The following is a 22670-nucleotide window of genomic DNA, read 5'->3' as shown; positions in this document are numbered from 1 at the left end:
TCCGGTTTCGTTGCCGTCTCATGCATCGATCTGCGCCAGATCACCATAGTTTCCCAGCCAGTAACCCTGGGCTTCCACGGCTTGCCTGAGTGACGCTGTGGTCAATACCGCCAGTTCGTCCAGCCGCTGATCGCAATAGCGGCTCTGTTTGACCCCTTGATCCACATAACCCGGATGGCACATCAGCTCAACTGAACGCTCACCGCGCGCTTTTGACTGCGACAGCGCTAAGAGAAAAGCCTGCGCTGAAACGTTATCAGCATAAAAATCACCGATAAAACCGTCGGTACTGCGCACACCCTGCGGGACGATCCCCTGCTGGTGAAGCGCCTCGCGATCGATGCGTAGCGGGATGTTTTTCTCACGGGCAAACGACACCACCTGTGCCCAGACCGGAGGGATAAAATGGGCGTGGTGATGGCTGTCGATATGCACTGGTGGATAACCAAACAAGGAGATAAAGCGCTGATATTGCGCCTGCAATTCCGCCGCAATCTCATCACTGGCGAGCAGCCCCAGCGTTGCCTGTTGCACCAGCCATTTGCCCAGCTGCCCTTCACGGACGAGCGAAGTCATGGGCGTTAGAGGCACGCCAAAGCTGAGCACGAAATGCAGCCCCACGCCTAATGCCGGAAAATCTGCGCTGATTTCTGCTGCGTGTTCGATCGCAGGCGCATTCATCATAGCCGTGGTGGAACTGACCACCCCGTGACGATGAGCTTCAATAATGCCGTAGTTAATCCCCTGGCTCAGGCCAAAATCGTCGGCGTTCACAATTAACAGATTCGTCACATTACGCCTCCCTTGTTGCAGTAAAGGTTGCGATAGCATCGGCAAACTGCGGCAAATATGACTGATGCGCCAGCAGCATCTCCCGCGCCAGTAATTCGGCGTCGCTGTCAGAATTCACCAGTGGGTTGAGGTTGAGCGCGAGTAACAGATCATTGAGGTTGCCGTTCAGCGCGGCGCGGGCGGCGGCGATTTCAAAGCCCTTGATGGTGTGGATAAGCCCCATGGTCTTATCGTCAAAACGGGTAAGGCGCGGGTGCGGTGTTCCTCCGTTGCGCCCCAGCAGAAAGGTCATTTCCACCACCCAGTCATCAGGAATGTTTTCAACGTGGCCGTTATGCGGCAGGTTTATATAATGTTCACTTTGCTTATCGTTATAGATGGCATTAATCACTTCACAGGCGGCATCGGAATAATACGCTCCGCCACGCGCCTCCAGTTCGGCGGGTTTTACTGCAAGGGTTGGATCCTGATAGATCTTAAATAACTGGCGTTCAAGTTTCTGCACTGCCTGCGCGCGCACTTCGCCTTTGTAATATTCGCCAAGCTCAATGGCCAGCATCTCTTTATGTTTAAAGTAATAGAGAAGATAAGAACAGGGCAGTAAATTCAGCCCCCGGATAAGGCTTCCCGCAAAAGGCAGGCTAAAAATATTCTTTACCGTGCTGCCGCTAAAGTTACCGGAAGCCACTTTGTCGATCACCTCCGTAAAACGGGAATGACCATTAACGAGAACATCTTTGATAAATACCAGATGGTTAAGACCAAAGAGATCAAGAGAGAGGTGATCGGTTTTGCCAAGGGATAAAATATCCTGAATAAACCTGTGCATTCCTACCGGCACATTACAGACACCGATAAAGCGGCGGAAATGAGTATGACGATATACCGCTTCAGTGACCATACCAGCCGGATTAGTGAAATTAATGACCCACGCATCGGGGCAGATTTCCTCAATATCCTTGATGATATCAACAATCACCGGAATGGTGCGTAGCCCTTTAAATAACCCCCCCGCCCCGTTGGTTTCCTGGCCTAAATAACCATGAGAAAGCGGGATGCGTTCGTCCTTTTCCCGTGCCGCTAACTGGCCGACACGAAACTGGGTAGTGATAAAACTGGCATCGCGCAACGCTTCCCGGCGATCAAGAGTTTGAACGATTTTCATGGGCAGCCCGGCACGGTCTACCATGCGCTGACACAGCTCACAGATGATCGCGAGTTTTTCCTTTCCTTCGGCAATATCCACCAGCCATAGCTCATCGATCGGTAATTCATGATAGCGCCGGATAAACCCTTCGACTAATTCCGGGGTATAACTACTGCCGCCACCGATGGTCACTACTTTTAATTTATTCATCCTTATTCCTCTGTTGCTCCGTTAGTCGGCTGGCCTGCCAATTGTCGACGGTAATGTCCCGGCGTGAAGGAGGTGATTTTTTTAAAATTGTTGATAAAAATGCCGGGGCTGCTGAATCCGGCATCGAAAGCAATATCGGCCACCGAGAAATTAGTGGTTTCCAGTTGCTGCTTAGCAAAATTGATGCGGATTTCATTAATGATCTGGCCTGGCGTTTTGTGATAATAAAACTGCGTAGCCCGCGTCAGATAGGACTGCGTTTTCCCTGCCAGGCGCACCATATTCTTCAGAGCGTTATCGGCAAACAGCGTTTTATTATGCATCTCACGGATCACTCGCGTCAGCCACGCCGGAATATCCTGCTGACACTGAGGATGTTCATAATGATGCAAATGATTCACTACGTAATAGGTCAACAACTTATTAAATTCATCACATTCACCCGGCTGTAAACTTAAAGACGATAACGTGGATTCGATATAAGTTAAAAAAGCTGGTGCAATGGCATAACTTTGCGAGGCCACAAAACACACCGGTAGCATCGCGGAATAGTGCGCTTCGAAATAGCGCCGACCAATCCCCATATTTAAAATGCGCGCGACGCCGTAATCATAAAATGTCTGATGTGACGATCCGACCGGGATAAAAACCACGTCACCACGCTTTAAAGAAACTGATTTGCCATTAATGACCTGACGGCAGCGGCCAGTCAGTACCAGCGTAAATTCATAATAATCATGCTGGTGCAGCCCGCTCACGCTTGTCGATTTATCAAGGATAAAAAAATAAAAATCATTACCCTTCAAAAACTGGCTTTCCTGTACGGTATTAATTTCCATCACCGTTTCCTCAAAATTGCAGCGCTGCCCTGATGTCGGTCTCGCTTTCTTCTTCGGCAATCACGCCCTGCGCCTTATTGGCGATAATAACAAAAGGTAAATACACCAGCGTGGCCAACACCAGGTTTACCAGCGCGAGAATTAATGCCGCTATGCTGCCATTGGAATTAAAGAAAGCGCCTAAGCCTGGCGGCATCGTCCAGGGTGCAAAATTGGTTGAGGGCGGGATCAAACCCAGCGAATAAGCGGCAAGCGTAATCCCCGCCAGCAACGGCTGGATCAGCACAAAAGGCAGCATCAGAACCGGATTCATAATGATCGGCAGACCAAAGAGAATAGGCTCGTTGATATTGAACAGGCCGGAAGGTAATGCCAGTTTCGCTACCTGCCGATAATCTGCCCGCCGCGATGCAATAAAGATGGCAAAAATAAGGCTCAGCGTGGCCCCCGTACCGCCCAGATAAACATAGGATTCCATCATCGGCCCTGTCCAGAAATGGAAGGTTTTGCCCGCCGCCAGTGCCGCCTCTACAGAACCATATTCGGTATAAATGGCCATATTTTCCATACCCCACGGCCCAAGAATACCACTGTTCAGCGCAGTTAATGCCAGCCCACCGTGAACACCGAAAAACCACAGCAAAGAGTTAAAGATGACATATGCCCAGCCGACTATGCCGCCCAGAGAGGCCAGAGGCGTGGAAACCATACTCATAATGATCTGGTGAAAATGCGTACCCGCCAGCGATAATCCGCCGCTTATCAGCCCCATGATCAGCAAAATGATAAATCCGGGCACCAACGCCGTGAACGACCGCGCCACGGAAGCCGGAACGCTGTCCGGCAGGGTGATAACCCACTGGCGGCGAATGATAAAAGCGAACATTTCGCCAACCGCAAGGCCGATAATCATCCCGGAAATAATATTCGCGCCACCGAGCCAGCCCGGGCCAATCGCAGCCACGTCACCGACCTGGTAAGGCGTTACGGTCATGAACGCCGCAATCGATAACAACCCGGCGGCGAGTCCATCCACCTTTCGTTCCTCCGCCAGCGCCATGCCGATAAAGAACGGCGTTAACAGCGACATAATGCCCAGGGTACCGTTATAAACGCTGCCGCCGATCACCTTAAATGCATCAAGCCGGGTTATCGTTTCCTGATCCAGATGGATCCCCAGCGACCAGAAAAACGACCCTTCGCCAAAATTCAGTAACACATTATTAATCAGGACAAACATCGCCCCCACCAGCGTTAACGGCATTAAGCGAATAAAACCATTTTTTATGGCGTTAACGTGAACCTGTTTTCCCAGCTTTATCGCCACCGGCAATATCACTTTTTCTAAAGCACTCATTGCACCGCTCATCATAAATATCCTTATAAGATCCCTGATACCGGAAACAGTAATTAATGCGGTCATTCAGCAGAAAGGATATTTATGGCGTGTCCCTTCCTGTGAATTAACTCAAGAGTATCTGAAGGCAGCAAAAGGTGATAATCACTGGGGCACGGCTATTATCATTCTTTGACATGGCAATATGATAATTTTCACAATTATCATTTTTCGCCCACCCGTGCTTGGGGTGCGAATATAAAAAACCCGGCAGGCGCCGGGTCTGCAGAGTGCAGATTGGCCGATCAGCCGCGACGCGCTTTCACCGCTTCCGCTAACTGACGCAGCACCACGCCGGTATCTTCCCAACCGATGCAGGCATCGGTAACGCTCTTGCCATATACCAGGGGTTCGCCGCTTTCCAGGCTCTGATTCCCTTCCACCAGATGGCTTTCGATCATCACGCCCATAATGGCTTTTTCACCGCCCGCGATCTGCTTGCAGACGTCTGCGCCCACGTCCATCTGACGTTTAAACTGCTTGCTGGAGTTGGCGTGACTGAAGTCGATCATCACCTGCGGCGGCAGCCCGGCCTTAACCAGCCCCTCTTTCACTTCAGCCACATGGCGCGCGCTGTAGTTCGGCTCTTTGCCGCCGCGCAGAATGATATGGCAGTCGCCGTTACCGCTGGTGTTCACGATCGCCGAATGACCCCATTTGGTCACAGACAGGAAGCAGTGCGGCGCACCGGCGGCATTAATGGCGTCAATGGCCACTTTAATGGTACCGTCGGTGCCATTTTTGAAGCCCACCGGACATGAAAGACCCGATGCCAGCTCACGGTGCACCTGGGATTCCGTCGTACGCGCGCCGATAGCGCCCCAGCTCATCAGATCCGCCACGTACTGCGGCGTGATCATATCCAGAAACTCACCCGCTGCCGGCAGGCCAGTGTCGTTAATATCCAGCAGCAGCTTACGGGCGATACGCAGGCCGTCGTTGATCTGGAAGCTGTTGTCCATATGCGGATCGTTAATCAGCCCTTTCCAGCCCACAGTGGTACGCGGTTTTTCAAAATAAACACGCATCACCACTTCCAGCTCGCCTTTCAGTTCATCGCGCAGCGCCAGCAGGCGGGCGGCATACTCTTTCGCAGCCTGGGGATCGTGGATGGAACAGGGGCCGATCACCACCAGCAAACGGTCATCGTGACCGCTAAGGATGTTATGGATCGCTTTACGGGCGTGGGAGACGGTATTGGCAGCCGTTTCTGTCGCAGGAAATTTTTCAAGGAGTGCAACCGGGGGTAATAACTCGTTGATTTCTTTAATACGTAAGTCGTCGTTCTGATAATTCATGGGGATCCCAGCTTTGCCATACAAATAGAAGTGATTGCAATACTCCCAATCTAACTGCTCGGCATTAAAGTGTAAACGCGCTTTTACACTTGATACGGATAATTCCTGAAAACCAGTTAAAAAGCTCCAGATAGTAGCGAACGTCGGGTTCGTAGCTAAACTTTTTTACTGTAAGCACTTTATTTGTTTGTTTTAACGAGATCCCATTCTGCCTTACCGGCTGGATTTGGCATCTTTCACCACTGGGCGATGAATTCGTATCACATCTGCACTGTTGGACCCAATGTCCAATCAAATGACGAGCACAGGAGCAATATGATGAAAATGAATAAATTAACTGCACTTTTCCTGACGACGACATTAACGCTGGCCAGCGGCGCAGCACTGGCGGCGGATGCTGCTTCTTCCGATAACAACGGCAACGCGAATGCGGCAGCGAGCGCGGGTCAGGTTGCCCCGGATGCTCATCAGAATGTAGCGCCAAATAGTGTGGGTAATAAAGACATCAATACCGGCAATACCAATACTGCAACTGGTACCAATACCACCACCGGTACTACAGCGCCGGGTATGACTGGCGGCAACACCAGCGCCTCTGGCGAGACGATGAGTAAAGACGACATCCACAAAAATACCCAGTGTAAAGACGGCAAATGCCCGGACATCAATGAAAAAGTTCAGACCGGTGACGGTGTGAATAACGATACCAACACCAAAACTGATGGCACGTCCCAGTAACCGGCAGCCATAAGTTGATAAAGAGGAGAGCTTCGGCTCTCCTTTTTTGTGCCGAAAACAAAAAAATCTGTAATGATGTAAGGCGCTGATTATTAACCATGCCGGGATTATAAAAATGGCGCATTCGCACTCTCATTCTCACCCGCCCGCCGATGAAAACGGACGCCGTTTACTGCTGGCGTTTGGCGTCACCACCCTGTTTATGATTATTGAAGTCGTGGGTGGCCTGGTTTCCGGCTCGCTGGCGCTGCTTGCCGATGCCGGTCATATGCTGACCGACTCCGCCGCCCTGCTCTTCGCCCTGCTGGCAGTGGGATTTGCACGTAAGCCGCCCAGCGGCCGACACACCTTTGGCTGGCTGCGGCTGACCACCCTGGCGGCCTTTGTGAACGCCATTGCGCTGGTGGTGATCACTCTGCTTATTGTCTGGGAAGCATACCAGCGTTTCCGTCATCCGCAGCCGGTAGCGAGCGTCACCATGATGGCGATTGCTTTCGCCGGTCTGGTCGCCAATCTGCTGGCATTCTGGATCCTGCACCGGGGCAGTTCGGAAAAAAATCTGAATGTGCGGGCCGCTGCCCTGCATGTGCTGGGCGATCTGCTGGGTTCGGTCGGGGCAATTGTTGCCGCGGTGGTGATCCTGTGGACGGGCTGGACGCCTGCCGACCCTATCCTGTCGGTGCTGGTGTCCTGTCTGGTGTTGCGCAGCGCGTGGCAGCTGTTACGGGAAAGCGTCAATGAATTACTGGAAGGCGCGCCGGTGTCGCTGGATATTAATGCCCTCAAGCGTCATCTGCGCCGGGATATACCGGAAGTGCGTGATGCGCACCATGTGCATGTCTGGACGATTGGTGAAAAGACGGTGATGACGCTGCACGTGCAGGTGGTTCCGCCGCACGACCATGATGCCCTTCTGACGCGCATTCAGCACTTTCTGGCGCATCATTATGACATTGAGCATGTCACCGTGCAGATGGAGTATCAGCCCTGTAGCGGACCGGACTGCGAGCTGAATTCGCTGCCGTCCGGTCATGCACATCACCATCATTAACGGCTGAGCGCGCGTGAACCACGTTCCCGTGCGCTTTTGATCCACATCCGGCTGCCGTTGAGGGCAATAAACGTCAGCAGCAGGTATTCCAGCGACATCGCGTAGACGCCCTGACGGGCAAAGATCACCATGCTTATCACATTGATAACCACCCACAGCAGCCAGTTTTCCACATACTTGCGCGTCATCAGGATCATTGCCACGATGGACAGCACCATCATGCAGGAATCCCAGAACGGGAAGGCGTCCGGCTGAAGTTCAGGCATCGCCACGTTAAGCCCAAGGCTCTGCATCAGCGCCACGGCGATACGCGTTAAGAACGCGAAGACCGGGTTGATCCACACCGTCATCAGACCGATTGCGACGACGCAGACCGCAAGCCACGTGATAGCCTTCGACAGCGGTAGCCAGCGGATTTGCAGTACGGCTTCGTTTTGTGTGGTTTGCCGTGACCAGGCGTACCATCCGTAAATATTGGCGGCGAAGAAAAACAGTTGTAATAACAGGCTGGCGTAGAGCTGGATCTGGAAGAAAATAATCGCAAACAGCGTGACGTTGATTAAACCAAACGCGTAGTTGCTGATTTTTTCCAGGCTGGCGAGCCAGATACAAAGCAATCCCGCCAGGGTGCCCACCGCTTCGATCCATGATAAATCATAGCCACCCGCGCCAATCGGGATGTGAACCAGAATGTTCTGCGTGCTAAAAAAATCCATCTTTTCCCCAAATGATTGTTTACGTTGATGAACGTAGTGTAGCTGCAAAATCCAGCATGCGGTTTAACGGCCTGAGAGCGCCTTCACGCAGCGCGGCGTCAACATGGATCTCATGCTCAGCGCCACCGCTTCTGAGGCCGTCAGCGATAGCCTTCAGGCCGTTCATCGCCATCCACGGACAGTGCGCACAGCTGCGGCAGGTTGCCCCCTCGCCTGCGGTCGGCGCTTCCAGCAGTTCCTTTTCCGGCACGGCCTGCTGCATCTTATAAAAGATCCCGCGATCGGTGGCCACAATCAGCTGTTTTTGCGGCAGCGTTTTCGCAGCGGCAATCAGCTGGCTGGTAGATCCCACCGCGTCAGCCATCTCCACCACCGCCTGCGGGGATTCCGGATGCACAAGGATCGCAGCATCCGGATACAATCCTTTCATGCGCGCCAGCGCCTGAGTTTTAAACTCATCATGTACGATACAGGCACCCTGCCAGCACAGCACATCCGCGCCGGTCTGTTTTTGCACATAATTGCCGAGATGCCGGTCCGGCGCCCAGAGGATTTTCTCTCCGAGGCTGTCGAGATGCTCGATCAGCTCAACGGCGATGCTGGAGGTCACCACCCAGTCGGCGCGCGCTTTGACGGCGGCAGAGGTGTTGGCATACACCACCACGGTGCGATCCGGATGGGCATCACAGAATGCGCTGAACGCATCGGCCGGACAGCCGAGATCCAGCGAGCATTCTGCCTGAAGGGTTGGCATGAGGATGGTTTTTTCCGGGCTGAGAATTTTGGCGGTTTCGCCCATAAAGCGGACGCCCGCGACCAGCAGCGTTGAGGCAGGATGTTTTGCGCCAAAGCGCGCCATCTCCAGCGAATCAGAAATACAGCCACCGGTTTCTTCCGCCAGCTGTTGGATTTCCGGGTCGGTGTAGTAGTGCGCCACCATCACCGCATCCCGCGCTTTCAGAAGACGTTTAATTTCTTCGCGGTACGCCTGTTTTTCATCATGGTTTAAGGGCGCAGGCTTTGGCGGAAAGGGATAAATCGCGGTTTCCGGATCGAACATCACGCTCATGTGGCTTTCTCGTTTTGCTGACTTAACAAATATCGGTTCATAAAGCGATAAATTGCTTATAAAAAACCAGATGCGTTTTATATGCTAAACAAGCATAGCCGATTAGCAGGGGAAAGTCACAGAGATAAAGATGCTGGCGGACGTTTTTTTGCGGGAAGAGGTATACGCCCGGCGGCGCAAGCTTGCCGGGCCTACGCGTACGCTGCAGGCCGGGTAAGCGCAGCGCCACCCGGCAAAAAACCTGCATTTCGCGCATAGCAAAAAGGCGCCTTTAGGGCGCCTTTCTACATTGGTGGGTCGTGCAGGATGACTCGGCTTCGCCTCGCCCTTCGGGCCGTTGCTGTCGCAACGTTATCCTTCACGCTTTATTACTGTTTTGTTGCTTAAAGAGTGGTGGGTCGTGCAGGATTCGAACCTGCGACCAATTGATTAAAAGTCAACTGCTCTACCAACTGAGCTAACGACCCCTTAGGGGATTTTCTTCGAAGTGGTGGGTCGTGCAGGATGACTCGGCTTCGCCTCGCCCTTCGGGCCGTTGCTGTCGCAACGTTATCCTTCACGTCTCACTATCATGGTCCACCGATGAATTGGTGGGTCGTGCAGGATTCGAACCTGCGACCAATTGATTAAAAGTCAACTGCTCTACCAACTGAGCTAACGACCCATTCAGGGTGTTGACTTCGAAGATTTAAATCAGGCAAGAATGATTGGTGGGTCGTGCAGGATGACTCGGCTTCGCCTCGCCCTTCGGGCCGTTGCTGTTGCAACGTTATCCTTCACGTTTAACTACTGCTTTCCACCTGAGTATTGGTGGGTCGTGCAGGATTCGAACCTGCGACCAATTGATTAAAAGTCAACTGCTCTACCAACTGAGCTAACGACCCGAGTGGTGGGTGATGACGGGCTCGAACCGCCGACCCCCTCCGTGTAAAGGAGATGCTCTACCAACTGAGCTAATCACCCACTCAAATTACTCATCATTCTGTTACTACTGCGTTCAATCGAAAGATTGGTGGGTCGTGCAGGATTCGAACCTGCGACCAATTGATTAAAAGTCAACTGCTCTACCAACTGAGCTAACGACCCACTATAACGCTTTTTTGCGCTGCTTCAGGTATGTCTCATATCCCGTGGCAACGGCGGCATATATTACTGGTTTATGAATCTGGCGCAACAAAAATTTCGATATAGATCACTTAACTGCTTATGATTCATGCGACAAGACCAGAAATTCCGCGATTTCTGGTCATGCAGCATTCATTACATCGCACTAAGTCGTTTTTGCGCTTGTTTTGCGCCTTCAGTGCCGGGGTACTTGCTGATCACCTGCTGATAAACCGCTTTGGCTTTTGCAGTGTCCCCTTTGTCTTGCATGATCACGCCGACTTTAAACATCGCGTCCGGCGCTTTCGGTGATTTCGGGTAATTTTTTACCACGGAGGCAAAATAAAACGCCGCATCATCCTTTTTACCCTTGTTGTAATTCAGCTGACCAAGCCAGTAATTCGCGTTCGGCTGGTAAGTGGAATCCGGGTAATTTTTAACGAAGTTGCCGAACGCGGTAATGGCTTCATCCTGACGGGACTTATCCTGCACCAGCGCAATAGCAGCATTGTAATCCGTATTAGCATCACCGCTCTGTACCGGCGCTGATGGCGTTTGCGCCCCGGCGTTCGGCGTCGCGGTCGCTGCGCCTGTTTGATCGCCTGTCGCTGGCTGTGCGGCGGCACCACCGCTGCTCAGACCATCAAGCTGCGACTGCATCTGCTTCTGGCGTTCCACCATCTGGCTCAGCTGATACTGGCTTTCCTGGATCTGACCGCGCAGGGAATCAATATCGGACTGGTTATCAGAAAGTTGCTGCTGAAGCTGAGTTAAAAGCTGGCTGTGAGCGTTAGAAATACGCTCAAGTTGGGTGACACGGTCTTCGACCGAGCCTGAGCCGACACTACTGATTGGCGCCTGAGCAAAAGCGGCCCAGGGGGCCGCTATGCCAACCAGTAACGACAGACTCATCAGATGATGTCTGAAGTTACTGCTCATGCAATTCTCTTAGTAAACCAGTACGGCACGACGGTTTTTAGCGTAAGCCGCTTCGTCATGGCCCAGTACTGCTGGTTTTTCTTTACCGTAAGAAACGATAGAGATCTGGTCAGCGGTAACGCCTTTACCCTGCAGGTACATTTTAACAGCGTTAGCACGACGCTCACCCAGGGAGATGTTGTATTCCGGGGTACCACGTTCGTCAGCGTGACCTTCTACGGTGACTTTGTAAGACGGGTTGCTACGCAGGAAGTTAGCGTGCGCGTCCAGCATTGCAGCGAAGTCAGAACGGATGTCGTACTTGTCCAGATCGAAGTACACGATGTTGTTCTGTTGCAGCTGCTGCATCTGCAGACGAGCCTGCTCTTCAGAAGACATGTTGCCGCCGCCGTTAGCGTCCATACCAGTGCCGGCACCCAGCATGCCTTCGCCGCTCTGGTCGTTGCTTGCGTTCTTGTTAGAAGAACACGCTGCGATTGCCATAACCGGCAGAGCGAGCATCAGCCCTTTCAGCACTTTGTTCAGTTGCATTTCTTTGATTCCTTTAATAATCAATTATTTATTATTACAGATACGGCGACCAGGCAGGGAATTTGACCTGTCCATCAGTTGCCGGAATACGCGCTTTGAAACGCCCATCTGTAGAAACCAGGTTCAGCACGGATCCCATCCCCTGAGAAGAGCTGTAGATAACCATAGTGCCGTTAGGTGCCAGACTTGGCGTTTCATCCAGGAACGTTGACGATAAAACCTGCACGCCACCCGCTACCAGATCTTGTTTGGCAATGTGTTGCTGACCGCCGTTAGAGGTCACCATTACCATAAATTTGCCGTCGGAACTCACGTCAGCATCCTGGTTCTGCGAACCTTCCCAGGAAATACGCTGCGGGGTACCGCCGTTGATATTCACTTTATAAACCTGCGGACGACCAGCCTGATCGGAGGTGAACGCCAGGTTCTGGCTATCCGGGAACCAGGTCGGTTCAGTGTTGTTGCTGCGACCATCAGTCACCTGGCGGATCTGACCAGAAGCAAGATCCATCACGTACAGGTTCAGACTGCCGGTTTTAGACAGAGCGAAAGCCAGTTTTTTGCCATCAGGCGAGAACGCAGGTGCCCCGTTGTGACGCGGGAAAGAGGCAATCTGACGCGTTGCGGTGCTTGCCAGATTCTGCACCACCAGCGCAGAACGACCGCTTTCGAAGGTCACATAAGCCAGCTGGTTGCCATCTGGTGACCAGGCCGGGGACATCAGCGGCTGCGGTGATTTGTGCACAACAAACTGGTTATAACCGTCGTAGTCAGACACGCGCACTTCATACGGGAACTGGCCGCCATTGGTTTGCACTACATAGGCGATACGCGTACGGAAGGCACCTTTGATACCGGTAAGTTTTTCAAAGACTTCATCGCTGGCGGTGTGACCCGCAAGGCGCAGCCATTGTTTGTTAACCTTAAAGGTGTTTTGCGACAGCACGGTACCCGGCGCGCCGCCGGTGTCCACCAGCTGATAAGACACGCTGTAGCCGCCGTCCGGAGTAGGCGTAACCTGTCCTACGATAACCGCGTCAATACCCAGCGCAGACCAGGCGGCTGGCTGAACTTCCTGAGCGGAAGCCGGTTGCTGCGGGAGACGAGAACGATCCAGCGGATTGAATTTACCGCTGTTCGCAAGGTCAGCGGCAACGATACCGCCGATATCTTCCGGCGCTGCGCCCGGACCTGCCCATTTGAACGGGACCACGCCAATAGGACGCGCAGAGTCGACACCCTGGGTGATCTCAATGCGCACTTCTGCATGCAGCGCCGCTGCAAACAGTACCAGAAAACCAAACACTACACGTAATGCCTGCTTCATCATATCTCCCTTATCCAGGCTGAAAACCTGCGATAATTTAGCAGAATGTTAACAAACTCAAATAGACAAAACTATCGAAACCCCGTGACTAAAATAGTCCCTTTTCCGGCGTTATGTGGAAAAGTGTATCTTAAGGTTTGAAGTCCAGTGGCGCATTTTTAAACACTTCATACACCGCCTGCGTCGGCGGTTTCGGGAGCTTCGCCTGACGGGCTGCAGCAAGTGCGGCCTGACAAAGCGCGGGATCGCCCCCTTCAGACTGAATATCTTTCAACGTACCATCTGGCTCAAGCCTGATGCGCAGCGTACATACCTTGCCAGTATAGGATGCGGCATCATAGAACTTGGTTTCGATGGCTGCTTTTATCTGACCAGCATAGTTGCTGATATCAGCCCCTGAAGCGCCATTGTTTTTAGTGTTACCACTTCCTGCTGGCGCTGCATTACTTCCTTTCGCTCCACCGCCGGTTTTCGGCGCATTCTTACCGGAGCTGAGGTCGCCAAACAGGTCGTCGACATCAGACGCGGCGGCTTTCTCTGCCGCGGCTTTTTTCGCAGCGGCGGCTTTTGCTGCTGCGGCTTTGTCGGCGGCTGCTTTCTTATCGGCAGCGGCTTTCTCAGCTGCAGCTTTTTTATCAGCGGCGGCCTTTTCAGCAGCGGCAGCTTTCGCGGCCGCGGCTTTTTCGGCAGCGGCAGCAGCTTTCTCAGCGGCAGCCTTTTCAGCAGCGGCTGCTTTCGCCGCAGCAGCTTTTTCAGCGGCAGCGGCTTTTTTAGCGGCTTCAGCCTGTGCTTTCTTCTCGGCGTCCTGCTGCGCTTTTTTCGCAGCTTCCGCTTCGGCTTTTTTCGCAGCATCGGCGGCGGCTTTGGCGGCTTCGGCTTCCGCTTTCTTCGCGGCGGCGGCAGCGGCTTTGGCAGCCTCGGCTTCGGCTTTCTTCGCGGCATCTGCGGCGGCTTTCGCCTGGGCGTCAGCCTGCGCTTTCGCATCGGCGGCAGCTTTGGCAGCGGCTTCTTCAGCCTGCTTTTGCTGCTCCTGCGCTTTCTTCGCCGCTTCTTCTGCCTGTTTCTGCTGTTGTGCCTGTTCGCGGGCGTTTTCCTGCGCCTGCAAACGTTCTTTTTCGAGCTGTTTTAAACGCTCCTGCTCGGCGGCCTGCTTCTCGCGAATCTCTTCCGCCTGCTGTTGCGCCTGCTTTTCACGCTGTTCTTCAGCGCGTTTCGCGCTCGCCTGTTGCTGCTGCTCACGGTTGTACTGCTGTACAACGGCGCCGGGATCGACCATAACGGCGTCGATGGATGAACCACCGCCGCCGCCAGCAGAGGCGTCTATGTGCTCATCGAACGAACTCCAGATCAGCAGTGCAAATAAAATCACATGCAGCACCGCCGAGATGGTTATCGCCCGTTTAAGCTTGTCGTTTTGTTCGGTTGCCTTTGACACTATCGGTTCCCAAAAACTGTTCGCCTGTTATGCAGGATTAAATAGGCTGCGTCATCAAGCCAACCGACTTCACACCCGCGCTGTGTAACAGGTTCAGCGCTTTGATGATTTCATCATATGGCACCTCTTTCGCACCACCGATTAAGAAGACCGTTTTCGGATTCGCCTGCAGGTGACGCTGCGCTTCGGCAATGACCTGTTCAGGCGGCAGTTGATCCAGACGATCTTTTTCAATCACCACGCTGTACTGTCCCACGCCAGAGACCTCGATAATGACCGGAGGATCATCATTGGTACTGACGCTCTGTGATTCTGTCGCATCCGGCAGATCAACCTCCACGCTCTGGGTGATGATCGGGGCGGTTGCCATAAAGATCAGCAACAGCACGAGCAGGACGTCCAGCAGCGGTACAATGTTGATTTCGGACTTGAGTTCGCGACTTCCTCGTCCACGCTTTCTGGCCATGGCTTACCCCTTGTTGCTCTCGCTGCTGGTAAACGCCTGACGATGCAGAATAGCGGTAAACTCTTCCATAAAGTTGTCGTAATTCTGTTCCAGTTTATTCACGCGCTGGTTCAGGCGGTTATACGCCATAACAGCCGGAATAGCCGCAAACAGACCGATTGCCGTGGCAATCAGCGCTTCGGCGATACCTGGCGCAACCATCTGCAGCGTGGCCTGTTTAACGGCACCCAGTGCGATAAAGGCATGCATGATCCCCCATACCGTACCGAAAAGGCCGATATAAGGACTGATGGAACCGACCGTTCCCAGGAACGGAATATGCGTTTCCAGCGCTTCCAGTTCGCGGTTCATGGAGATACGCATCGCACGCGATGCCCCTTCCACTATCGCTTCCGGCGCATGGCTGTTGGCGCGATGTAAACGGGCAAACTCTTTAAATCCGCTGTAGAACATCTGTTCTGAACCGGAGAGCGTTTCGCGGCGGCCCTGACTTTCCTGATACAGGCGAGACAGCTCGATGCCTGACCAGAATTTGTCTTCAAAGGCTTCCGCTTCACGCCCGGCTGCGTTAAGTATGCGCGTGCGTTGAATGATGATGGCCCAGGATGCGATTGAAAAACCAATCAAAATCAACATGATAAGTTTGACCAGAAGGCTTGCCTTCAGGAACAAATCAAGGATGTTCATGTCAGTCACTGCTTAAACTCCGCGACAATAGACTTGGGAAGCGCACGAGGCTTCATTAAGAGTGGATCAACGCAAACAATCAGTACTTCAGCTTCATTAAGCACGGTGTTCTCTGCGTTGACGATCCGCTGCGTGAAAACCAGAGAGGTTCCACGCACTGATGTAATTTCCGATTGGACTTCGAGCATATCGTCGAGTCTGGCGGGCGCAAAATAGTCCAGCGTCATTTTACGCACCACGAAGGCGACGCGCTCTGCCAGCAAAACCTGCTGACTAAAGTTGTGGTGGCGCAGCATCTCTGTGCGTGCCCGTTCATAAAAAGCGACGTAGCTGGCGTGGTAAACCACACCACCGGCATCGGTGTCTTCGTAATAGACACGAACCGGCCATCGAAACAGCGTTGTATTCACTTTACATCCCGGTAATGCAATAAAAGTTAGCGCTCAAAAACGTTGCTACTATACGCGCGGGAATGTTGCTTTGGAATGGGTTCAGGTGAACGGAGAGTAAAAATTTATGGGCTTTTACAAGCCCATGACGTTAACGGACAGTTCTTAGTCAAAAGAAAAAATAAAACAGCGCGGCAGCCAGCACGATGTCTGCGATGAGCGGGCAAAATATGCCCTGCCAGTGAACGGCAGCAGGACGAAAACCAACCCCGTGGATCACGCCGCTACAGACGGCCCACATCATCAGGAAACCTTGCCAGATTTCGTAGTCGCTGGTCTTCGCGGCAAAGCGGGCAGGATCCCAGAATACGCAGCCTGCCAACACCAGCGCCATCACTAAGGAAAGGGCCCGAAGCGGGCCCTTATCCATTACCGCATAGAGTTTTGCGATAATAGCGTTCATCAGTGTTCTTCTTTACCTGCCTGAGTCGCTTCTACGTGCTCAAGCGCCAGGGCGGTGATCACTCCGAATGCGCAGGCAAGAAGCGTTCCTAAAATCCATGCGAAATACCACATTGTATGCTCCTTACTTAGTACAGAGAGTGAGTGTTGCTTTCAATGTCTTCTTTGGTGATGCGACCGAACATCTTCCAGTAACACCATGCGGTATAAAGAAGAATGACAGGTACAAACACCGCCGCAACCCAGGTCATCAGATTCAGCGTCATCTGGCTGGAGGTCGCATCCCACAGCGTCAGGCTTACGTTCATCATCGTGCTGGACGGCATAATGAACGGGAACATGGCGATGCCCGCGGTGAGGATGATGCACGCCAGCGTCAGTGATGAGAAGACGAAGGCAAACGCCGGTTTCTCAAGACGTGACATCAGGGTGGTCATCAGCGGCAGCACGACGCCCAGCGCTGGCACCAGCCACAGGATCGGCGTGTTGTTGAAGTTCACCAGCCAGGCACCAGCCTGACGCGCCACTTCTTTGGTCAGCGGGTTAGAGGCGGCATGATGATCGATAACCGAGGTCACCACGTAACCGTCAATACCATACACTACCCACACGCCTGCCAGCGCGAAGCACACCAGGGTTACCAGCGCGGCGATCTGCGCCACGCCACGCACACGCAGATGCAGTTCACCGACGGTACGCATTTGCAGATAGGTTGCCCCCTGGGTGACGATCATCGCCACGCTCACCACACCGGCCAGCAGGCCAAACGGGTTCAGCAGCTGGAAGAAGTTGCCGGTGTAGAACAGGCGCATGTATTCATCCATATGGAAAGGCACGCCCTGTAACAGGTTGCCGAACGCCACGCCAATGACCAGCGGCGGTACGAAGCTGCCGATGAAAATGCCCCAGTCCCACATGTTGCGCCAGCGTGTGTCTTCGATCTTCGAGCGGTAGTCAAAACCAACCGGACGGAAGAATAACGACGCCAGCACGAGGATCATCGCCACATAGAAGCCCGAGAACGCGGCGGCATAGACCATCGGCCAGGCAGCGAACAGCGCGCCGCCAGCGGTGATAAGCCATACCTGGTTGCCATCCCAGTGCGGGGCGATGGCGTTAATCATGATACGGCGTTCCGTGTCGCTGCGACCCAGCACGCGGGTTAACATCCCTACGCCCATGTCGAAGCCGTCGGTGACCGCAAAACCAATCAGCAGAATGCCAACCAGCAGCCACCAGATAAAACGTAATACTTCATAATCGATCATTTGACGACTCCTGTCTTAGCGTGCCGGCTGAGAAGCCACGGTAGGCTGCTCGTGATGATAACGACCTGTTTTCAGACTGCTCGGCCCAAGGCGAGCGAATTTGAACATCAGGAATACTTCCGCCACCATAAACAGCGTGTACAGACCGCAAATCAGGATCATCGAGAACAGCAGATCGCCGATGGTCAGCGAGGAGTTCGCCACGGCAGTCGGCAGCACCTCACCAATCGCCCACGGCTGACGGCCATATTCTGCGACAAACCAGCCTGCTTCGATGGCGATCCACGGCAGCGGCATACCGTACAGGGCAGCGCGCAGCAGCCAGGGTTTAGAACCGATACGGTTGCGGCAGACGGTCCAGAAAGAGAAGCCGATGATAAACAGCATCAGAATGCCGCTACCTACCATGATACGGAAGGCGAAGTAGAGCGGCGCAACGCGCGGAATAGAATCTTTGGTTGCCTGCTGAATTTGCGCTTCGGTGGCGTCAGTGACATTCTCGGTATAGCGCTTAAGCAGCATGCCGTAACCCAGGTCTTTCTTCATGCTGTTGAACTGATCGCGCACGTTCTGATCGGTTGATCCGGCACGCAGCTCTTCCAGCAGCTGGTAGGCTTTCATCCCGTTACGGATACGCTCTTCATGCTGCACCATCAGATCTTTCAGGCCGATAACCTGCGTATCAACGGAACGCGTGGCGATAAGGCCCAGCGCATACGGGATCTGGATGGCGTATTTATTTTCCTGGGTTTCCTGATCGGGAATACCAAACAGGGTAAATGCCGCCGGAGCCGGTTGCGTTTCCCACTCGGCTTCAATCGCCGCCAGTTTGGTTTTCTGCACGTCGCCCATTTCGTAACCGGATTCATCACCCAGCACGATCACAGAGAGGATCGCCGCCATACCGAAGCTCGCTGCAATGGCAAAAGAGCGTTTGGCAAAGGCGACATCGCGGCCGCGCAGCAGGTAGTAGGCGCTGATGCCGAGGATGAACATGGCGCCGCAGGTGTAACCCGAGGCTACGGTATGAACAAATTTCACCTGCGCGACCGGGTTCAGCACCAGCTCGGAGAAGCTCACCATTTCCATACGCATGGTTTCGAAGTTGAAATCCGACGCGATAGGGTTTTGCATCCAGCCGTTAGCAACAAGGATCCACAATGCGGATAAGTTAGAGCCCAGCGCCACCAGCCAGGTGACGGCCATGTGCTGAACTTTACCCAGACGATCCCAACCGAAGAAGAACAGACCTACAAAGGTGGATTCGAGGAAGAAGGCCATCAGACCTTCAATGGCCAGCGGCGCACCGAAGATATCGCCCACATAGTGGGAATAGTAAGACCAGTTAGTCCCGAACTGGAACTCCATGGTCAGGCCGGTTGCCACACCCAGCGCAAAGTTGATACCAAACAACTTGCCCCAGAATTTGGTCATATCTTTATAAATCTGTTTGCCGGAGAGGACGTACACCGTTTCCATGATCGCCAGCAGGAACGCCATACCGAGCGTCAGTGGCACAAAAAGGAAGTGGTACATCGCGGTCAAGGCAAACTGTAAGCGCGACAGTTCGACTATATCTAACATCATGACTCCTTGCTCAACGCATGAAGACTTCGGGAGTAAACCCGGCAAACGGATTTACACACATGCCCCATTACAAAAATATCCGCGCTGTTCTTTGTCGCTGTTATTCGAATGAAAGTGACAGGCGCAAAGAAAAGTTAAAGATACGTTAAAAAACACCCTAAATTGATCCCGCAATATATTACGCCGCAAAACCCTTACAATAAACAGGTTTTTATTGATGCTCTTTTGAGTTTTTCGACGGGGATCAATTTATCGGCATTCTACTACTTTTCAACCAATTTGATCGGGAGCAATTTAACGTTTTTTAAAGTCTTTTTCCACGATTTAAATATTGATTTAAATCAATTTTTGGCGCGTTTGTTAACGTTGTGTCACCAATGAATGTATTGGTAAAAACCATGTTAAAATTATGTTTATAAAAGGAGTCAATATTTACCTGATTTCTGCATTTTAATAATAAATTTCGCACAACGTAATTTTTAATTTCACAACGAGGTGTTCGCGCCACGAAAATAATTTCCCGGGGCGCGACTTTTATAAAGGGATAAATGTTAAAAAACCGATAATTAATACGAGATGAGAATGAGCTTATTCAGGAAATGCCACTTCCAGCGTCACGGACTGTCCCGGCGATAAGCGCTGCCATTCCTCTTCACCCCGCTCACGGGGTTGCTCATCCATACCGGTTTCGCGCAGGCTCACCGGACCGCTGAAGGCCAGCCGCGTCCCGCAGAGGGTGGTCGCGGACGGGTTAAACAGCCTGATGATTAACCTGTCCCGATCTTCTGCTTTTTTGAGCGCGCTCAGCTGGCAGCCATGCGGCGGCAGAGTCAGCAGACTGTAATGCGCCGGCGTCACCTGCGGCGAAGGGTTGAGCTTCATCGCGTTCCATGGGATTTTGTTATAGCACTGCACCGGCGTCAGCCAGCGGCGCGCCTGCTGCGCCACCCCGGCGTCAAGGGGATCGCCGCTGAAGCTCCACAGGCTGAACCGGCTTTGCAGCCGTCCGCGCAGCTGAGAGTCGGGGACCGGCAGCCCAATGCCCGACGGTCTGCCGGGGCGCAGCAGCAGATCGCTTTTGCCAAGCATTCCCACGCCGCGCAGCAGCGTCAGGGCGAAGGTTTTCTCCCCTTCCCCGACAATTTCAAATTCACGCAGCCCTTCGCTGAACAGCGCCAGCCCGTGCTCCGCCTGTTGCAGCACGGTATAGCTGAGCATATTCCACACCGACACCGGCGCTTCTTTCCATCCCTGCGCCTGCCAGTCCGCCATCGCGCCGTCATTAACCGGGCGCGAAACCGTACCGAACTGCGTATCCGCCAGCACGTGATCGGTGACGAAAGGTGTGGGGATCAGCACCCGCACGCGGTGGTCATCCGCCTGGTTATCCAGCTGTACCTCAATGTCGATACGGCGGCTGTTGTGACTTAACGTGACATGGAATTCCGCCCCGAGCGACCCGCTGGTAAGACGCGCCGCCCGCTCGTCCAGGTTAAGTGGAACCGCCAGCGCGACGCGAATAACCGCCCTGCTCTGCCAGGCCTCGTGGATCACCTCATGGGTATGTGTCGACTGTAAAGAGGTGAGCAGCCACTCTTTGCGCGCCGGGGAGTAGTCATATTCATCGCCGTCGTCAGAACTTTCTTCCAGGGTCAGCACCCGGTCATAAACCTGCCCGTTCGCTTTATCGCGCAGATGCAGCGTGCCATCGTCATTCAGGCTGATTTCCCAGAAGCTGTTTTCCATAAGCGCCGTGCGCGGGGATGCGAGCGGCGCGGCCAGCATGCCGGGCACGTCAGGCTCGATAAACAGCGTGCTGTAGCCCATGGCGGGCAGCGTCTGTATCAGCTGTATGTCAAAGGCCATAAAGGGATCGTAATTGCCGTAATGGACGATTTGCCGGTCAATCTGTCCCGGATCGATCTCCCGCTTACCGCGAATAAAATACGCCACCTCGCGCCCGTCGACATCCCGCAGGCGGAACTGGCTGGCGCGTAAGATCAGGGTGGTGTTGATCACCTCTTCGCGCGGGTACGGCATCAGGTTGAAGAGCACCAGCTTGTCGCCATCGCCGGGCTGGCCGTCGGCGATTTTGCGCTGGGTGAAGCGCAGCAGATTTTCTGCCATGTCCTCCGCCTGCTGAAAGCGCGCCAGGATTTCGCGATGCACCTTATCGCTGCAACAGCAGCCAATGCTGTCGTGGGCGTGATTTTTTAAAATCGTTTTCCACATCTTCTCCAGCAGCCCGTGCGGATACTCAAAGCCCAGCCGCCAGGCGATGGCGCACAGCGGCTCCAGCAGGTTTACAATGCGGTTTTCCATGCGCGCGTGGGCCAGTTTTATATCCATGCGCGTCGAACCGATGGTGCGATGCACGCGCATGTATTTGCCGTCGATAAACTCGCCGGTCAGCCGCGGCAGCCTCTCCCGTTGCTGTTCGATCAGTTCAAATACGTCTTCGAAGCGGCTCATCACAAATTCGCGCTGCGGCCAGATCTGGCGCATTTTTTCCATCACGGCAAAAATATTCTGCTGGAGCGGCATCTGGTCGTGACCGTTTGGCAGCAGGATCTCCCCGGTCAGCGAGGCCTTTTCCAGTACCGCAAAGTAACTCTCCAGCCGCTTGCGCAAACCCGCTTCGTCTTCCGGCAGATATTTGCCGATCGCATAGCCCAGCGGCAGCACCTGGGCGATGACTTCGCTGCCGTCGCGGCTTTGCCAGATAAACTCGGTTTTGTCGGTGCCGTGCCGCTCTGAACAGCCGCGCCAGAACATGGCGCGGGTAATGCCAAAACCGTTATAGATGTGCGGCAGCTGGCCGGACATGCCGAAGGAGTCCGGCAGATAGCCAATTTTCATCGGCTCGCCAAAGGCCCGGCAGTCGCGCATGCCGTACAGCAGATTGCGCACAATCGACTCCCCCGCCACGATGCAGGTGTCGGTCTGGGTATACCAGGGGCCGACGATCAGTTTTCCCGCCTGGACCTGCGCTTTTATGCGCGGCGCGTTCTGCGGTTTAACGGCGAGATAATCTTCCAGCACCGCCGTTTGCCCGTCGAGCACGTAGTATTTGTACTCCGCATCCTGCTCCAGGCGGGTGAGGATCTCCTCCATATTGTTGACCAGTAAAATGCGCGACTCTTCGCTGGTGAAGTACCATTCACGATCCCAGTGCATATGCGGCGTGATGTGCACGCGCGATACCTTTTTCATCGTTCT

22 protein-coding genes and 5 tRNA genes are annotated in these 22670 nt (G+C 53.6%); 2 read left to right on the top strand and 25 right to left on the bottom strand.

Annotation, left to right across the window (positions count from 1 at the left end; genetic code table 11):
* Nucleotides 1–18: 18 nt before the first annotated feature.
* The 5 genes from chbG to aroG form a co-directional block, all read right to left on the bottom strand.
* Nucleotides 19–792, bottom strand: coding sequence for a chitin disaccharide deacetylase (chbG, locus tag BMF08_RS12355; protein WP_072567867.1), 774 nt, complete (start codon nucleotides 790–792; stop codon nucleotides 19–21).
* 1 nt (nucleotide 793) lies between these two features.
* Nucleotides 794–2149, bottom strand: a complete 1356-nt coding sequence (locus BMF08_RS12350; protein ID WP_072567866.1) for a 6-phospho-beta-glucosidase — start codon at nucleotides 2147–2149, stop codon at nucleotides 794–796.
* 2 nt (nucleotides 2150–2151) lie between these two features.
* Nucleotides 2152–2988 carry a transcriptional regulator ChbR gene (gene chbR / locus BMF08_RS12345; RefSeq protein ID WP_072567865.1) on the bottom strand — a complete coding sequence of 279 codons (837 nt, stop codon included), beginning with the start codon at nucleotides 2986–2988 and terminating at the stop codon, nucleotides 2152–2154.
* Between the two features lie 10 nt (nucleotides 2989–2998).
* The gene (gene chbC, locus BMF08_RS12340) at nucleotides 2999–4357 is read right to left on the bottom strand and encodes a PTS N,N'-diacetylchitobiose transporter subunit IIC (protein ID WP_072567864.1); all 1359 of its coding nucleotides are present in this window, start codon (nucleotides 4355–4357) and stop codon (nucleotides 2999–3001) included.
* Nucleotides 4358–4629: 272 nt separating this feature from the next.
* Nucleotides 4630–5682: a 3-deoxy-7-phosphoheptulonate synthase AroG gene (gene aroG, locus BMF08_RS12335; protein WP_072567863.1), complete on the bottom strand. Its 1053-nt coding sequence runs from the start codon at nucleotides 5680–5682 to the stop codon at nucleotides 4630–4632.
* A 318-nt stretch (nucleotides 5683–6000) separates the two neighbouring features.
* On the opposite strand from aroG, the gene BMF08_RS12330 reads away from it, so the two are divergent.
* Entirely contained in the window at nucleotides 6001–6420 is a 420-nt protein-coding gene (locus BMF08_RS12330) for a protein YbgS (protein WP_072567862.1), read from the top strand.
* Between the two features lie 115 nt (nucleotides 6421–6535).
* Nucleotides 6536–7471, top strand: coding sequence for a CDF family zinc transporter ZitB (gene zitB / locus BMF08_RS12325; RefSeq protein ID WP_072567861.1), 936 nt, complete (start codon nucleotides 6536–6538; stop codon nucleotides 7469–7471).
* Here zitB and pnuC read toward each other — a convergent pair.
* From pnuC to mngB, 20 genes are all read right to left on the bottom strand, one after another.
* Nucleotides 7468–8187 carry a nicotinamide riboside transporter PnuC gene (pnuC, locus tag BMF08_RS12320; protein WP_072567860.1) on the bottom strand — a complete coding sequence of 240 codons (720 nt, stop codon included), beginning with the start codon at nucleotides 8185–8187 and terminating at the stop codon, nucleotides 7468–7470. The genes zitB and pnuC overlap by 4 nt on opposite strands.
* A 19-nt stretch (nucleotides 8188–8206) precedes the next feature.
* On the bottom strand, nucleotides 8207–9256 hold the full coding sequence (nadA, locus tag BMF08_RS12315) for a quinolinate synthase NadA (protein WP_072567859.1): 1050 nt from the start codon (nucleotides 9254–9256) through the stop codon (nucleotides 8207–8209).
* Nucleotides 9257–9293: 37 nt separating this feature from the next.
* Nucleotides 9294–9512, bottom strand: a complete 219-nt coding sequence (locus BMF08_RS12310) for a hypothetical protein (protein WP_072567858.1) — start codon at nucleotides 9510–9512, stop codon at nucleotides 9294–9296.
* A 135-nt stretch (nucleotides 9513–9647) separates the two neighbouring features.
* Nucleotides 9648–9723 (bottom strand) — tRNA-Lys (locus tag BMF08_RS12305).
* Between the two features lie 121 nt (nucleotides 9724–9844).
* A tRNA-Lys gene (locus BMF08_RS12300) sits at nucleotides 9845–9920 on the bottom strand.
* 144 nt (nucleotides 9921–10064) lie between these two features.
* Nucleotides 10065–10140 (bottom strand) — tRNA-Lys (locus BMF08_RS12295).
* 3 nt (nucleotides 10141–10143) lie between these two features.
* Nucleotides 10144–10219 (bottom strand) — tRNA-Val (locus tag BMF08_RS12290).
* Nucleotides 10220–10266: 47 nt separating this feature from the next.
* A tRNA-Lys gene (locus BMF08_RS12285) sits at nucleotides 10267–10342 on the bottom strand.
* A gap of 174 nt (nucleotides 10343–10516) precedes the next feature.
* The gene (gene cpoB / locus BMF08_RS12280) at nucleotides 10517–11299 is read right to left on the bottom strand and encodes a cell division protein CpoB (protein WP_072567857.1); all 783 of its coding nucleotides are present in this window, start codon (nucleotides 11297–11299) and stop codon (nucleotides 10517–10519) included.
* Nucleotides 11300–11308: 9 nt separating this feature from the next.
* Nucleotides 11309–11830, bottom strand: a complete 522-nt coding sequence (pal, locus tag BMF08_RS12275) for a peptidoglycan-associated lipoprotein Pal (RefSeq protein WP_072567856.1) — start codon at nucleotides 11828–11830, stop codon at nucleotides 11309–11311.
* 34 nt (nucleotides 11831–11864) lie between these two features.
* Nucleotides 11865–13157, bottom strand: coding sequence for a Tol-Pal system beta propeller repeat protein TolB (gene tolB, locus BMF08_RS12270; RefSeq protein ID WP_072567855.1), 1293 nt, complete (start codon nucleotides 13155–13157; stop codon nucleotides 11865–11867).
* Nucleotides 13158–13287: 130 nt separating this feature from the next.
* A complete protein-coding gene (gene tolA, locus BMF08_RS12265) occupies nucleotides 13288–14592 on the bottom strand; it encodes a cell envelope integrity protein TolA (RefSeq protein WP_072567854.1) in 1305 nt (434 codons plus the stop codon).
* A gap of 37 nt (nucleotides 14593–14629) precedes the next feature.
* Complete coding sequence (gene tolR / locus BMF08_RS12260; RefSeq protein ID WP_072567853.1) at nucleotides 14630–15058, bottom strand: colicin uptake protein TolR; 429 nt, start codon at nucleotides 15056–15058, stop codon at nucleotides 14630–14632.
* 3 nt (nucleotides 15059–15061) lie between these two features.
* Entirely contained in the window at nucleotides 15062–15754 is a 693-nt protein-coding gene (gene tolQ / locus BMF08_RS12255; protein WP_072567852.1) for a Tol-Pal system protein TolQ, read from the bottom strand.
* A complete protein-coding gene (gene ybgC / locus BMF08_RS12250) occupies nucleotides 15751–16155 on the bottom strand; it encodes a tol-pal system-associated acyl-CoA thioesterase (RefSeq protein ID WP_072567851.1) in 405 nt (134 codons plus the stop codon). The genes tolQ and ybgC overlap by 4 nt, the downstream gene beginning before the upstream one ends.
* 148 nt (nucleotides 16156–16303) lie before the next feature.
* Nucleotides 16304–16597 carry a cyd operon protein YbgE gene (gene ybgE / locus BMF08_RS12245; protein WP_072567850.1) on the bottom strand — a complete coding sequence of 98 codons (294 nt, stop codon included), beginning with the start codon at nucleotides 16595–16597 and terminating at the stop codon, nucleotides 16304–16306.
* Entirely contained in the window at nucleotides 16597–16710 is a 114-nt protein-coding gene (cydX, locus tag BMF08_RS12240) for a cytochrome bd-I oxidase subunit CydX (RefSeq protein WP_072567849.1), read from the bottom strand. The genes ybgE and cydX overlap by 1 nt, the downstream gene beginning before the upstream one ends.
* 14 nt (nucleotides 16711–16724) lie before the next feature.
* Nucleotides 16725–17864 (bottom strand): cytochrome d ubiquinol oxidase subunit II, encoded by a 1140-nt coding sequence (gene cydB / locus BMF08_RS12235; protein WP_072567848.1) that lies wholly within the window; start codon nucleotides 17862–17864, stop codon nucleotides 16725–16727.
* 15 nt (nucleotides 17865–17879) lie between these two features.
* Nucleotides 17880–19448: a cytochrome ubiquinol oxidase subunit I gene (gene cydA / locus BMF08_RS12230; RefSeq protein ID WP_072567847.1), complete on the bottom strand. Its 1569-nt coding sequence runs from the start codon at nucleotides 19446–19448 to the stop codon at nucleotides 17880–17882.
* A 591-nt stretch (nucleotides 19449–20039) separates the two neighbouring features.
* Nucleotides 20040–22664: a mannosylglycerate hydrolase gene (mngB, locus tag BMF08_RS12225; RefSeq protein WP_072567846.1), complete on the bottom strand. Its 2625-nt coding sequence runs from the start codon at nucleotides 22662–22664 to the stop codon at nucleotides 20040–20042.
* Nucleotides 22665–22670: the final 6 nt, after the last annotated feature.

The organism is Enterobacter sp. SA187 (assembly GCF_001888805.2).
Classification (GTDB): Bacteria; Pseudomonadota; Gammaproteobacteria; order Enterobacterales; family Enterobacteriaceae; genus Enterobacter_D.
This window is presented reverse-complemented; position numbering and strand designations above follow the sequence as displayed.

Bases quoted from the DNA above. Each gene is read 5' to 3' on its own strand.
- BMF08_RS12350 (WP_072567866.1), bottom strand. From the start codon at position 2,149: ATGAATAAATTAAAAGTAGTGACCATCGGTGGCGGCAGTAGTTATACC.
- chbR (WP_072567865.1), bottom strand. From the start codon at position 2,988: ATGGAAATTAATACCGTACAGGAAAGCCAGTTTTTGAAGGGTAATGAT.
- chbC (WP_072567864.1), bottom strand. From the start codon at position 4,357: ATGAGCGGTGCAATGAGTGCTTTAGAAAAAGTGATATTGCCGGTGGCG.
- aroG (WP_072567863.1), bottom strand. From the start codon at position 5,682: ATGAATTATCAGAACGACGACTTACGTATTAAAGAAATCAACGAGTTA.
- BMF08_RS12330 (WP_072567862.1), top strand. From the start codon at position 6,001: ATGAAAATGAATAAATTAACTGCACTTTTCCTGACGACGACATTAACG.
- zitB (WP_072567861.1), top strand. From the start codon at position 6,536: ATGGCGCATTCGCACTCTCATTCTCACCCGCCCGCCGATGAAAACGGA.
- pnuC (WP_072567860.1), bottom strand. From the start codon at position 8,187: ATGGATTTTTTTAGCACGCAGAACATTCTGGTTCACATCCCGATTGGC.
- nadA (WP_072567859.1), bottom strand. From the start codon at position 9,256: ATGAGCGTGATGTTCGATCCGGAAACCGCGATTTATCCCTTTCCGCCA.
- BMF08_RS12310 (WP_072567858.1), bottom strand. From the start codon at position 9,512: ATGCGCGAAATGCAGGTTTTTTGCCGGGTGGCGCTGCGCTTACCCGGC.
- cpoB (WP_072567857.1), bottom strand. From the start codon at position 11,299: ATGAGCAGTAACTTCAGACATCATCTGATGAGTCTGTCGTTACTGGTT.
- pal (WP_072567856.1), bottom strand. From the start codon at position 11,830: ATGCAACTGAACAAAGTGCTGAAAGGGCTGATGCTCGCTCTGCCGGTT.
- tolB (WP_072567855.1), bottom strand. From the start codon at position 13,157: ATGAAGCAGGCATTACGTGTAGTGTTTGGTTTTCTGGTACTGTTTGCA.
- tolR (WP_072567853.1), bottom strand. From the start codon at position 15,058: ATGGCCAGAAAGCGTGGACGAGGAAGTCGCGAACTCAAGTCCGAAATC.
- ybgE (WP_072567850.1), bottom strand. From the start codon at position 16,597: ATGAACGCTATTATCGCAAAACTCTATGCGGTAATGGATAAGGGCCCG.
- cydX (WP_072567849.1), bottom strand. From the start codon at position 16,710: ATGTGGTATTTCGCATGGATTTTAGGAACGCTTCTTGCCTGCGCATTC.
- cydB (WP_072567848.1), bottom strand. From the start codon at position 17,864: ATGATCGATTATGAAGTATTACGTTTTATCTGGTGGCTGCTGGTTGGC.
- cydA (WP_072567847.1), bottom strand. From the start codon at position 19,448: ATGTTAGATATAGTCGAACTGTCGCGCTTACAGTTTGCCTTGACCGCG.
- mngB (WP_072567846.1), bottom strand. From the start codon at position 22,664: ATGAAAAAGGTATCGCGCGTGCACATCACGCCGCATATGCACTGGGAT.